Origin of the sequence: Tateyamaria sp. (assembly GCF_039940735.1) — a bacterium.
Taxonomy (GTDB): Bacteria; Pseudomonadota; Alphaproteobacteria; order Rhodobacterales; family Rhodobacteraceae; genus Tateyamaria.
The window spans coordinates 1-11,263 of record NZ_JBDVGB010000077.1; the positions used below are offsets into that span (position 1 = coordinate 1).

Annotated in this window: 12 protein-coding genes; 6 read left to right on the forward strand and 6 right to left on the reverse strand. The window is 55.6% G+C overall.

Features of this window, described 5'->3' with window-relative positions:
• The 3 genes from groEL to ABJF76_RS16375 form a co-directional block, all read right to left on the reverse strand.
• On the reverse strand, positions 1 to 1,054 hold a 1,054-nt coding region (groEL, locus tag ABJF76_RS16365), incomplete at its 3' end, for a chaperonin GroEL (RefSeq protein WP_413822620.1).
• 78 nt (positions 1,055 to 1,132) lie between these two features.
• A complete protein-coding gene (locus ABJF76_RS16370) occupies positions 1,133 to 1,420 on the reverse strand; it encodes a co-chaperone GroES (RefSeq protein WP_413821920.1) in 288 nt (95 codons plus the stop codon).
• A gap of 286 nt (positions 1,421 to 1,706) precedes the next feature.
• On the reverse strand, positions 1,707 to 2,393 hold the full coding sequence (locus tag ABJF76_RS16375) for a DUF2161 domain-containing phosphodiesterase (protein WP_413821919.1): 687 nt from the start codon (positions 2,391 to 2,393) through the stop codon (positions 1,707 to 1,709).
• A 164-nt stretch (positions 2,394 to 2,557) separates the two neighbouring features.
• Here ABJF76_RS16375 and ABJF76_RS16380 point away from each other — a divergent pair, with 164 nt between their 5' ends.
• The 5 genes from ABJF76_RS16380 (at position 2,558) to ABJF76_RS16400 (ending at position 6,626) form a co-directional block, all read left to right on the forward strand.
• Positions 2,558 to 3,478 carry a manganese-dependent inorganic pyrophosphatase gene (locus ABJF76_RS16380; RefSeq protein ID WP_413821918.1) on the forward strand — a complete coding sequence of 307 codons (921 nt, stop codon included), beginning with the start codon at positions 2,558 to 2,560 and terminating at the stop codon, positions 3,476 to 3,478.
• A gap of 205 nt (positions 3,479 to 3,683) precedes the next feature.
• Positions 3,684 to 4,556: a TIGR01459 family HAD-type hydrolase gene (locus tag ABJF76_RS16385; RefSeq protein WP_348461050.1), complete on the forward strand. Its 873-nt coding sequence runs from the start codon at positions 3,684 to 3,686 to the stop codon at positions 4,554 to 4,556.
• 88 nt (positions 4,557 to 4,644) lie between these two features.
• A complete protein-coding gene (locus ABJF76_RS16390) occupies positions 4,645 to 5,088 on the forward strand; it encodes a MaoC family dehydratase (protein ID WP_413821917.1) in 444 nt (147 codons plus the stop codon).
• 138 nt (positions 5,089 to 5,226) lie between these two features.
• Positions 5,227 to 6,159, forward strand: a complete 933-nt coding sequence (locus tag ABJF76_RS16395; protein ID WP_413821916.1) for a bifunctional riboflavin kinase/FAD synthetase — start codon at positions 5,227 to 5,229, stop codon at positions 6,157 to 6,159.
• Positions 6,156 to 6,626, forward strand: a complete 471-nt coding sequence (locus ABJF76_RS16400; protein WP_413821915.1) for a YcgN family cysteine cluster protein — start codon at positions 6,156 to 6,158, stop codon at positions 6,624 to 6,626. Before ABJF76_RS16395 ends, ABJF76_RS16400 begins: the two co-directional genes overlap by 4 nt.
• Here the strand turns inward: ABJF76_RS16400 and ABJF76_RS16405 are convergent.
• Positions 6,623 to 7,378 carry an alpha/beta fold hydrolase gene (locus ABJF76_RS16405; protein WP_413821914.1) on the reverse strand — a complete coding sequence of 252 codons (756 nt, stop codon included), beginning with the start codon at positions 7,376 to 7,378 and terminating at the stop codon, positions 6,623 to 6,625. The genes ABJF76_RS16400 and ABJF76_RS16405 overlap by 4 nt on opposite strands.
• A 38-nt stretch (positions 7,379 to 7,416) precedes the next feature.
• Positions 7,417 to 8,016: a 2-hydroxychromene-2-carboxylate isomerase gene (locus tag ABJF76_RS16410; protein WP_348461056.1), complete on the reverse strand. Its 600-nt coding sequence runs from the start codon at positions 8,014 to 8,016 to the stop codon at positions 7,417 to 7,419.
• Positions 8,017 to 8,120: 104 nt separating this feature from the next.
• Between ABJF76_RS16410 and ABJF76_RS16415 the strand changes: the two genes are divergently transcribed.
• The gene (locus ABJF76_RS16415; protein ID WP_348461057.1) at positions 8,121 to 9,140 is read left to right on the forward strand and encodes a ribose-phosphate pyrophosphokinase; all 1,020 of its coding nucleotides are present in this window, start codon (positions 8,121 to 8,123) and stop codon (positions 9,138 to 9,140) included.
• 374 nt (positions 9,141 to 9,514) lie between these two features.
• Here ABJF76_RS16415 and ABJF76_RS16420 read toward each other — a convergent pair whose 3' ends face one another.
• Positions 9,515 to 11,101: a glucan biosynthesis protein gene (locus tag ABJF76_RS16420; RefSeq protein ID WP_413822621.1), complete on the reverse strand. Its 1,587-nt coding sequence runs from the start codon at positions 11,099 to 11,101 to the stop codon at positions 9,515 to 9,517.
• Positions 11,102 to 11,263: the final 162 nt, after the last annotated feature.

Genomic DNA, 11,263 nt, shown 5'->3' on the forward strand with positions numbered 1-11,263 from the left:
GGCCACGGATCTGTGTCACGCGGGCTTCGATCTCGGCTTTCTCACCGGCACCGTCGATCACTGTGGTCTCGTCTTTGGTGATCTGAACGCGCTTGGCAGTGCCCAGCATTTCCATGGTCACCGACTCCAGCTTCATGCCGAGGTCTTCAGAGATCACCTGACCACCGGTCAGAATGGCGATATCCTGCAACATCGCCTTGCGACGATCGCCAAAACCAGGGGCTTTGACAGCAGCAATTTTCAGACCGCCGCGCAGTTTGTTCACGACCAAAGTTGCCAAGGCTTCGCCTTCGACGTCTTCGGCAATGATCAGCAGTGGCTTTTGGCTCTGGATCACTTGCTCAAGCAGGGGAACCATTGGCTGCAGCGACGAAAGTTTCTTTTCGTGCAGCAAGATCATGCAGTCTTCGAGCTCGGCAGTCATTTTGTCTGCGTTGGTCACGAAGTACGGGCTCAGGTAGCCGCGGTCGAATTGCATACCTTCGACAACATCAGTCTCTGTTTCGAGACCTTTGTTTTCTTCGACGGTGATCACACCCTCGTTGCCGACTTTCTGCATCGCGTCTGCGATCTGACGACCGATTTCCGCTTCGCCGTTGGCCGAGATGGTGCCGACTTGGGCAACTTCGTCGCTGTCAGAAACAGGGCGCGAAGCCGCTTTGATCGCTTCAACCACGGATGTGGTTGCCATGTCGATACCGCGCTTCAGGTCCATCGGGTTCATGCCAGCGGCAACCGATTTCATGCCTTCTTTGACGATGGCTTGGGCCAAAACAGTGGCGGTTGTTGTACCGTCGCCTGCTTCGTCATTGGTGCGGCTGGCCACTTCTTTGACCATCTGCGCGCCCATGTTTTCGAACTTGTCTTCCAGTTCGATTTCTTTGGCAACCGATACACCGTCTTTGGTGATGCGGGGTGCGCCAAAGGATTTGTCGAGCACAACGTTACGACCTTTAGGGCCGAGGGTAACTTTCACAGCGTCGGCGAGGATGTTCACGCCGTTTAGCATGCGGGTGCGAGCATCGGTGCCGAATTTGACGTCCTTAGCAGCCATATTTTTTCTCCTTTGAGAATGTACTTAGAATGAGGGTGTAAGGCGGGGTTTAGCCCGCCTATCGAGAAGCCAGATCGCTTACTCGATGATCCCCATGATGTCGGATTCTTTCATCATCAGCAGCTCTTCGCCGTCGATGGTGACTTCGGTACCGGACCACTTGCCAAACAGCACTGTGTCGCCGGCTTTAACGCCCATTTCGATCAGCTCACCGCTGTCTTTGCGGGCACCGGGGCCTGCTGCAACGATTTCGCCTTCGCTTGGTTTTTCCTTGGCGCTATCAGGAATGATAAGTCCACCAGAGGTTTTCTCTTCGCTTTCCGTGCGGCGTACCAGCACGCGGTCATGAAGCGGTTTCAATGCCATCTTTGCAGCTCCTTAAGGCTCAAAGTTTCTTTTACGTGCCCCGCGTTCGGGGCCGTTAGCACTCAGCCGACCTGAGTGATAACGAGCGGTAGTTATGCATCTGCCGACGACGAGTCAACTGCTCAGGCCCCGCTAATTTTTCGGCATTGGAAAAATTCCGCCCTCGGCGGCTGATTTCGTCGAATTTTTAAATGTTTGATCAGGGGCGTACGTCTGCACTGAAAAGGGAAATAAACAATGCACCTTTTAATCCAAACACTAATGCGCCGATCTGTGCGGTTAGTTCCTACCCACCCAAAACGTGACCCGCAGTTGTGACGGCTTCGGCCCCCGAATCTGTCAGGCCGTAAACGCCCTTGTCGACCTTTTCGAACCAGCCATAATGGTTGTCGCGCATCATCGTTGTGGCGCGCTTCACCCCTGTGTCTTGCGCCACATCTGCGCCTTTGCAGGCACCCACTTCGAACAGGTATACGGCCAGTTTTAACGCGTCTTGGCGGTAGGCAGTGACCAGCCCCACGCGTGTTTGTCCGCCATCGTTCGGATCACCGACGCGCCCGGCGAATTCTTTAAGCAACTGCCCCTGCTTTCGCGTGTTTTTTCGTGGTGCATATGGGCCGGGATCGCAGTGAACCTGCACCAATGCATCTTTGATACGTACAGTCATCAAACCAAGTCCAAGGCGACGACACAGCCGCGTCATATCCTTGACCGACTTGAGGAAACGTTTCCCTTTGCCATGTTCGACGGCCATGTAGACCTCGTCCGCAACCGACAGGCGCGCCACACACTGGTGCACAAGCGTTAGCGAAAAACCCAACTTGAGTTCCACAATCACCGGCGGCTCGCCACCACGCACCGCCACCACATCCGCGGCGCCGACCTCGGATTTCACGACATAACCTTGTCCTTCCAGAAAGGTTTTGACGGCTGGGTAAAGATCGGTTTCGCGTTTGGTCACAGGCACTTTCATCAACGATAGAGGTCATCCAAGAAGACCCCACAGACGCGCGCTTGGCAAGAGGCGCGCCCTTGCGTGCTGCGGCGCAACATCGCGCCCCTTCAGCCCCCCGTGACACAGCCCCCAACCTTGTTATAAGGACGCAAATTTCACATCCCTTTAAAGGACGCAGCACAATGAGCACTCTCGTTTTTGGACACAAATCCCCCGACACAGATTCAACTGGTTCCCCCATTATTTGGGCGTGGTATCTGAACGAGATCAAAGGCGTTGCCGCTGAACCCGTACTGCTGGGCGAACCAAACACCGAAGCCGCCTTTGTGCTGAAAAAGTGGGACCTGCCCAAACCACGCATCATCGACAGCGTTGCGGCCGATCAATCCGTTGTGATCGTGGACACCAACAACCCGGCCGAACTGCCCGACGCCATCAATGATGCGGACATCACCGCAATCATCGACCACCACAAACTGGTCGGCGGCCTGGAAACCAAAGGCCCGATCGACATCCGCATCGAACCTTTGGCCTGTACGGCCACAATCATGTGGAAGATGATTGGCAAAGACATGGCGCAGATGCCAACAAACGTTAAAGGCGCGATGCTGTCTTGCATCCTCAGCGATACGTTGGAATTCCGCTCGCCCACCACGACAGATGAAGACAAGGCGATTGCCCACGATCTGGCCAAAGATCTAGGTGTAGACCTGAGTGCTTATGCCTCTGAAATGTTTGAGGCGAAATCAGACGTGTCGGCTTTTTCTGACGCCGAATTGCTGCGCATGGACAGCAAGGAATACGCGGTGGATGGCACACAATTCCGGGTTTCTGTTCTGGAAACCACAGCACCGAAGATCGTGCTGGATCGCAAAGACAGCCTGATGGCGTCGATGGTTGATGTCGCGAAAGAAGACGGCGCAGACGAAGTGCTGTTGTTTGTCGTCGACATTCTGAACGAAGAAGCCACGATGCTGATCCCAAATGATCGGGTCAAGGGCGTGGCGGAAAAGAGCTTTGGCGCGACTGTGTCAGGTGACACCGTGGTATTGCCCGGCGTGATGAGCCGTAAAAAGCAGATCATCCCGAACCTCAAAGTCTGAGGGTTGGCGGAGGACACCTCCGCCTTACAGCTTCACAAAGATAAGGCGTACCTCTCGGTGCGCCTTTTTTGTTGTGGTACGATGTTGGGGCATCGAGATGCACCTTACTTGTCCAGTAAGGCGGAGGTGTCCTCCGCCCTGCTCTTCCCTTGCGTGCAACCCTGTGGCAGACCGCAACGCACAATCACCAAAGAAGGCGTGCCCAATGACCCAGATCGTTTCATCCCTTGCCGAAATTTCGCAGCGGTATGATGCGCTGTTTGTCGACCTCTGGGGCTGCGTGCATAACGGTGTCCACGCTTTGCCAGACGCAGTCGCAGCCCTACAAACCTACCGTAAGTCGGGTGGCAAAGTGGTATTGGTCACAAATTCACCCCGTCCCCGCGCCGGTGTCACGAAACAATTGGTGCAGTTCGGAGTGCCCGATGATGCATGGGACACCATTGCCACCTCGGGCGACAGTGCCCGAGCCGCGATGTTTCGCGGAGTGGTCGGGCAAAAGGTCTTTTTCATCGGGCAACCCGGTGAAGAAAAATTCTTTGAACCCATTGGTGTTATCAAAGACCCGATCGACGTGCAGATGGTGCCCTTGGACCAAGCCGAAGGGATCGTATGCACTGGTCCACGCGATCCGATGGCTGACCCAGACGCAATGCGCGCCGAGTTTTTGATGGCCAAACAAATGGGGCTGAAACTGCTGTGCGCCAATCCTGACATCGTCGTGGATCGCGGCGAGGTCCGCGAATGGTGCGCCGGTGCTTTGGCGCAGCTTTATACCGAAATGGGTGGAGAGAGCCTCTATTTCGGCAAGCCGCACCCGCCGATCTATGATCTGGCCCGCCGCCGTTTGTTCGAATTGGGTGTTGATGTGCCTGACAGTAATATTTTGGCCATCGGCGACGGCGTACTGACAGATGTCGCGGGCGCCATGGGCGAAGATATCGATTCGTTGTTCATCTCGGGCGGATTGGCCGCTGCAGAAACAAAAACGGTCACCCAACCTGACCCTGACGCCCTGAACGCCTATCTGACAAAGGAAATGAGCGCCCCAAGCTTCACGATAGGGCATCTGCGCTGACCTTCTTTTTCACTTGATTTTCTGCGTATGCAAAGTAACTATATTACAATAAATTACTTTGTATCGTCATAAAATTATCGGAAGTGAAATGCTGGACAACCTGCCGCGCGGCACGATCTGTATCGAAGATACCGAAATGGGCATGCGCCGCCATTTGCGCAAACAGATAACAGATCGCGATATTGAACTGTTTGCCGAGGTCTCAACCGACCACAATCCTGTGCACATAGATGATGACTATGCGCGCGACACGATCTTTGCGGGGCGGATCGCCCATGGGATGTTGACCGCCGGGTTGATCTCGGCCGTGATTGGCGAACAATTGCCTGGGCATGGAACAGTGTACTTGGGCCAATCGTTGAAATTTCTGGCCCCTGTGCGCCCCGGCGACATGGTGTATGCCGAGGCGAAAGTGATCGACATTGATGTCGCAAAACGCCGGGTTAAGCTGGACTGTCATTGCGCGGTTGACGGTAAAAAAGTGCTGATCGGTGAGGCGACTGTTCTTGCCCCATCCCGTAAATTCGATTGACCCAATGGGCGCATTTTTGTTGCATCTACTATAAGGGGGTTTCACCCCCGCCCTGCGGGCTCCCCCAAGGTATTTAGGACCCAAAGATGCGACATTCGCCTGCTTGCTCTTGAGCTTTGGCGCGGCTAGGCATGCCTTATGAGAATTATACGTGATTACCAGTTTGTTGAGCCTGCGGATCGTGGTGCAAGTGCTGCCATCGGAAATTTTGATGGTGTTCATTTGGGTCACCGGTCCGTCATTGAGATGGCGCGTGCTGCCGCGCCGGATGCCCCTTTGGGGGTCATGACTTTTGAACCACATCCACGCATGTATTTTACCCCTGACGCGCCGCCCTTTCGTCTAATGAGCCAAGCTGCGCGGGCCAGTCGTTTGCAAAAGCTTGGCGTTCAGCGGCTTTATGAATTGCCGTTCAATGCCGGCTTGGCCAATTTGACACCAGAGGCCTTTGCGGCCCGGGTGATCCGCGATGGTTTGGGCCTGCGTCACGTGGTTGTCGGCGCGGATTTCTGTTTTGGGCACAAGCGGGCCGGAACGGCTGAGGATCTGCGCGCCTTTGGACAAGAGATGGGGTTTGGCGTGACGATTGCCCCGTTGCTTGAACAAGGGGCCAATACAGTGTCGTCCACCGCCATTCGAAAGGCGCTTGCTAATGCTCGCCCGCGCGATGCGGCATCCATGTTGGGTCATTGGCACCGCGTTGAAGGCCCCGTCATTGGCGGCGAACAACGCGGGCGCGAATTGGGGTATCCCACCGCGAACATGTCCGTTGATGGCCTGCATCCACCTGCTTTTGGGATTTATGCTGTGTTGTTTGACGTTTTGGACGGCCCACATCGGGGCCAATATCACGGTGTTGCGTCTCTTGGTGTGCGTCCAATGTTTGGCGAGAACCGCCCAAATCTAGAGACTTTTGTTTTTGATTTTTCGGGTGATCTTTATGGAGCACCTGTGTCCGTCGCCTTGGTCGATTTTCTGCGTGGCGAAGAAAACTATGACAGCCTTGAGGCATTGATTGCGCAAATGGATCGCGACAGTGCGCAGGCCCGCGCCATACTGGCTGCGTTATGAGCGCCCCCATTGCCGACAAAGGCCTGCCTTTGCGCTTTTGGGAAAAGAAATCGCTCGCGCAAATGAACGACGCCGAGTGGGAAGCCTTGTGTGATGGCTGCGGCAAGTGCTGCCTGAACAAGCTTGAGGACGAAGACAGTGGCGAAGTGGCTTTGACCCGCGTCGCGTGCCGTTTGCTCGATGATGCCAGTTGCCGTTGTGCCCATTATGACAACCGCCATCAGTTTGTGCCGGATTGTATTGTGTTGAAGCCGTCCAACATCGAAAGCCACTTGTATTGGATGCCGCAGACATGCGCCTATCGCCTACTGCACGAGGGCAAACCATTGGCTGAGTGGCATCCGTTGGTTTCGGGGTCCCCTGAAACGGTGCACGAGGCTGGGGTATCCATGCGTGATCAAACAGTCAGCGAATACGATGTGGCCGATGATGACTGGGAAGACCACATTATCGAAGAGCCCACCTAGTCTGCGCTTAGAAACCTGCGCACAGGGATCGCGACAGCGTCGGGGTGTGTGATCGGCCCCATGTGCCCCATTTCAGGTAAGGTCATCTGCGTTGCATTTGGCAAGCGTCGGGCGATTGCGTTGTTGATCGCCTCTGTCCCGTTTGTGGTCGTACCGCGCAACAGCAATACTGGCATCTGTACCTTGGCCAGTTGGTTTGGGCCCAGCAACCCGGCGCAATCTTGCACGATGAATGGGGCCGACGCGCGGACAAAACCGATGCGGTCCGTCATATAGGTGCGCGTGGCCTCGGGGATCGCGTGCCACGGGGTGCCATCACCCCACGCGGCATTAAAAACACTGGCCGCTGTGGTCAGATCACCGGCTTCTAGGGCGGTTTCGAATTCAACATTTGCACGCGCATAGGCAGGGGCAAATTCGGGATCATCCGCCATGGCCGCTGCAAAAAAGACGGGCTCAAACAGGGTCAAGCGCCGCACGCGGTCGGGATGCTCAACGGCCAAACGCAGCGCGATCACTGCGCCATATGAATGCCCCATCACATCGACCGGGTCAGGCCCCAACGTGTCAAGCACAGCCAGCGCCATATCGGTCGCCACATCGTGTAAATCGCCCTGCCCGTCCCAATTGCCCGATCTGCCATGACCCGGCAGATCAAAGGCGTGCAATGTGGCCAGATCGTTTAACGCCGTTCCGATACCGCGCCATGCACCGGAATGACCAAGCGAGCAATGAATGGCCAAGACTGGCAACGGCCCGGACCCAAAGGTCCGGGTGTTGATCCTTGGGATCAAAGCTTGCCAGACAGGTGCAAGTCCAATTCTTCGAGCTTGTCTTGGCCCCAGAACCGCTGACCGCCGTCCACGATGTAAAACGGCGCGCCAAACGCACCACGATCAATCGCTTCTTCAAGGTTGGCTGCATAGGTGTCAGCGCCTTCCAACAGGCCGCTGTCAGCAAGGCTTGGGTCAAAGCCGGCCTCTGTCAAACAGGCTTTGACGACCGCGTCTTCGGCGATGTCTTTTTCGTCAGCCCAGACCGAACGCAAAATCGCATGCACTAGCGCGCCCAGATCACCACCACCTGCGTTTTGGGCTGCGATGATTGCATATGAGGACGGCGCGGCATTGGTCGGCCAATGTGCGGGTTTTAGGTTGAACGCCATGTCCAGCTTTTTGCCCTGACGCACCAATTCCTGCGCGCGGTATTCGACCCGGTTTGGGTGACGATCTTTGGGCGGTGTTCCCCCGGTGCGCGAAAACAATGCCATGATGTCGAGCGGTTTATAGGTCACCGTTGCGCCATGTTTCTTGGCGACAGCTTCGAACCGCGTCCCTGCAAGGTAGGTATAGGGGGAAAGTGTCGCAAAATAGTAGTCGATATGGGCCATTTATGCCTCCGGTTCTGGGTCTTTAGTTTCGCGCGACCGTACGCCCGTGCTAGACGGTGTCAACTGCACGAATCTGTCAACCTGCGCTGCCCCGGGAACACCACATGCCAAATATCCAAGAACCGAAACTCATTTCGGGCAACGCCAACTTGCCACTGGCCAAGGCGATCGCGCGACGTATGTCGCTGCACCGCGGCGTCAACGTCGGTTTGGTCGAAACCCGCGTCGAACGTTTCAACGACGGAGAAATTTTTGTCGAAGTGTTCGAAAATGTGCGCGGTGAGGATATGTTCATCATCCAGCCAACATCGAACCCTGCAAATGACAATTTGATGGAACTACTGATCATGTGTGACGCGTTGCGCCGGTCGTCGGCGGCGCGCATCACAGCTGTGATCCCCTATTTTGGCTATGCCCGCCAAGATCGCCGTACCAAGGCGCGCACCCCAATTACATCCAAACTGGTGGCCAATATGCTGGTCGGTGCTGGCATCGAACGTGTCCTGACGATGGATTTACATGCCGCACAGATCCAAGGGTTTTTTGATATCCCCGTGGACAACCTTTATGCCTCGCCTATCTTTGCGCTGGATATCAAAACGCAGTTTGCAGGGCGTTTGGATGAATTGATGATCGTCTCACCCGATGTGGGCGGCGTGGCGCGCGCGCGTGATCTGGCCAAACGGCTAGAGGCACCTTTATCCATCGTCGACAAACGTCGCGAAAAAGCCGGCGAAGTGGCTGAAATGACCGTAATCGGTGACGTCGAAGGCAAGACCTGCATCATCGTCGACGACATGTGCGACACCGCTGGCACCCTGTGCAAAGCCGCCGAAGTGTTGATCGAAAACGGCGCAAAAGAGGTGCATTCCTATATTTCGCACGGTGTCATGTCGGGCCCCGCCGTCGAACGCGTCACGGCATCAGTGATGAAATCCTTGGTGCTGACCGATTCCATTCAGCCAACCGAGGCCGTGAAATCCGCCCCCAACATTCGCATCGTGCCCACCGCACCTGTGTTTGCCCAGGCGATCCTCAACATTTGGCATGGTACCTCGGTGTCGTCATTGTTTGATGCTGAAACGCTGTCGCCGATCTATGATGGGATGTACGCGGCCGAATAAGCCGCCGCACTTAGTTTGGCAGCGACAGCAAAACCCAAGATCCCACTTGGTCCAGTTCCGTTGCCCCGCTGGCAAGGCGACTGAAATAATGCCCCGCTCATGGCTGGGGCAGCCGATTAAAATCGCGCTGCCGTCTAAATATTGCTGTGTCAGATCGTTTTCGCCAATGATCTGAAAGACATTCCCTTCGCTTGGGAACGCCCGCGCGGCAATTAGGCCCCACTTTTCGGGCAACGTATATGCCGTGCAGCCAGCCAAAACGCCGCACAGAAATCCCAGTAATCACGACCGAGGGCTTCATAGCCGCAGCTTCACCCTTTGCAGTTTACGTTAAGGCACGGCGCCCCGGAAATTAGACCAGTACGCGCGTAGTTTTATGACTCCGGGGTGCGCACCCATTGATAGGCCCAAATTTCGCTAAGTTTGCGCGTGGCGTCTGCCACATGTGCCGTAATCTCGATCAAGGGTGCGTCGGTTCCATCGATGTCTATGAACAAACGCCATGTCGGTTCATCGGCCGCAGACACTTTGTGCAATACGACACCCTCTAGCTTGCCAGCCGAATGGGTCACCACAGGGGTTAGATCGGCGTCCTCTTCCATCTGCCCAAGGTCACCGGCCTGAAAATCCACCACAAATTTGCGCAAGTTTGGATTGGTGATGGGCACACCCGACGCGCCGCCCACGCCCGCGCGTGTCGCGGCAACCCATGCCAAAACGGAATCGGCCTCTGGTGGCAATGCCCCCCAATGCATGCGGTAGGAATATTGGCGGGTTTCGCCTGCTTTGGGGGCTGCATCAGGCACCCAAAACAGCACGATATTGTCGTCAATCTCAAGATCGGCTGGAATCTCGACCAAACGGATCGCGCCTGCCCCCCAATCGCCCAAAGGTTCAATCATCACCGAAGGACGGTCGTGATAGCGTGCACCGGCATCTGCATAATCTTCGTAGGTGCGATCACGTTGGACCAGCCCAAACTGTTCGACGTTGTTTTCCACAAAAAATGAATTCGCCACTCGCGTCGGGTTATTCAACGGGCGCCACACCACATCACCATCTTTGCGTAAAATCCGCAACGCATCGCTGTCGTGGACCTGCATCCGGAAGTCATCAAAGTCGCGTTCGCTGTATTCCGCAAAGTAGAACATCGAGGTCAATGCCCCCAACCCAATTTGGCGCACATCAGACCGGAAGTGCAAAGACGCCGTCACATCCATAACCGTGTCATCCCCCGGCGTGATAACAAATCGGTAGGCGCCTGTGACTGACGGGCTGTCGAGTGCGGCAAAAACCACCAACTCGGTTGCATCTGGCTCTGGGCGTTCCAGCCAAAATTCGGTGAAACGGGGGAATTCTTCGGGTCCGTCCAACCATGTGTCAATCGCCATGCCACGCGCCGAAAGGCCATAACTGTTGCCCTTGCCCAATGCGCGAAAATAACTGGCCCCCAGAAAGGTTGTGACTTCGTCGTACTTGTCAGCATGGTTCAGCGGATACACCAGCTTTAGACCCGCAAGCTCCATCAAATGGGCGTCTTCGTCTACTTTGTCACCCACATTGTTGCGATATTCAAAATCCGTTTTTACAAAAACCAGCGGCTGAACTTGACCGTCTACGATTTCATTCAACAGCACCGGTTCGTTATATAGCCAGCCCGGATGAAACGGGGACACCTGAAACGGCAGTCCTTCTGCGTTCCAACGCGCCTGATTGGGGCGGAAATAGATGTTGCGATAATCATCATAGGTCAGCTCGCCAATGCCTTGGGTCAAGGGTTGTGCCGCCGCGTAAGGCGTTGCCGCATGCGCGCGCATTTTGGCGTCTAGTGTTTCGAATGAAAATGGGGGGCTTTGCGGCGCAGTACTTTGTGCCAACACATGTTCCGGCAATGCCACACCTGCCATCAGCCCTGCCAGCATATGACGACGGTTCAATGCGATGCGCGAATTTTCTGCCATTTCAAAACCCTTTTTGCGTCCAGCCAAACTGTCACACACTGCCCCGCCCTGTTTGTCCAGAGCCAGCATGTCACGTCCGCGTGGGATAATGATGCCCAACACCATGGCGGACCCCAATCAAACCACACCCGTTTGCCTTGTGCGCACTAGACAGACCGCGCG

What these genes read in the sequence shown, in the direction of transcription:
- ABJF76_RS16370 (WP_413821920.1), bottom strand. Translation starts at nt 1,420, where the DNA reads ATGGCATTGAAACCGCTTCATGACCGCGTGCTGGTACGCCGCACGGAA.
- ABJF76_RS16375 (WP_413821919.1), bottom strand. Translation starts at nt 2,393, where the DNA reads ATGAAAGTGCCTGTGACCAAACGCGAAACCGATCTTTACCCAGCCGTC.
- ABJF76_RS16380 (WP_413821918.1), top strand. Translation starts at nt 2,558, where the DNA reads ATGAGCACTCTCGTTTTTGGACACAAATCCCCCGACACAGATTCAACT.
- ABJF76_RS16385 (WP_348461050.1), top strand. Translation starts at nt 3,684, where the DNA reads ATGACCCAGATCGTTTCATCCCTTGCCGAAATTTCGCAGCGGTATGAT.
- ABJF76_RS16390 (WP_413821917.1), top strand. Translation starts at nt 4,645, where the DNA reads ATGCTGGACAACCTGCCGCGCGGCACGATCTGTATCGAAGATACCGAA.
- ABJF76_RS16395 (WP_413821916.1), top strand. Translation starts at nt 5,227, where the DNA reads ATGAGAATTATACGTGATTACCAGTTTGTTGAGCCTGCGGATCGTGGT.
- ABJF76_RS16400 (WP_413821915.1), top strand. Translation starts at nt 6,156, where the DNA reads ATGAGCGCCCCCATTGCCGACAAAGGCCTGCCTTTGCGCTTTTGGGAA.
- ABJF76_RS16410 (WP_348461056.1), bottom strand. Translation starts at nt 8,016, where the DNA reads ATGGCCCATATCGACTACTATTTTGCGACACTTTCCCCCTATACCTAC.
- ABJF76_RS16415 (WP_348461057.1), top strand. Translation starts at nt 8,121, where the DNA reads ATGCCAAATATCCAAGAACCGAAACTCATTTCGGGCAACGCCAACTTG.
- ABJF76_RS16420 (WP_413822621.1), bottom strand. Translation starts at nt 11,101, where the DNA reads ATGGCAGAAAATTCGCGCATCGCATTGAACCGTCGTCATATGCTGGCA.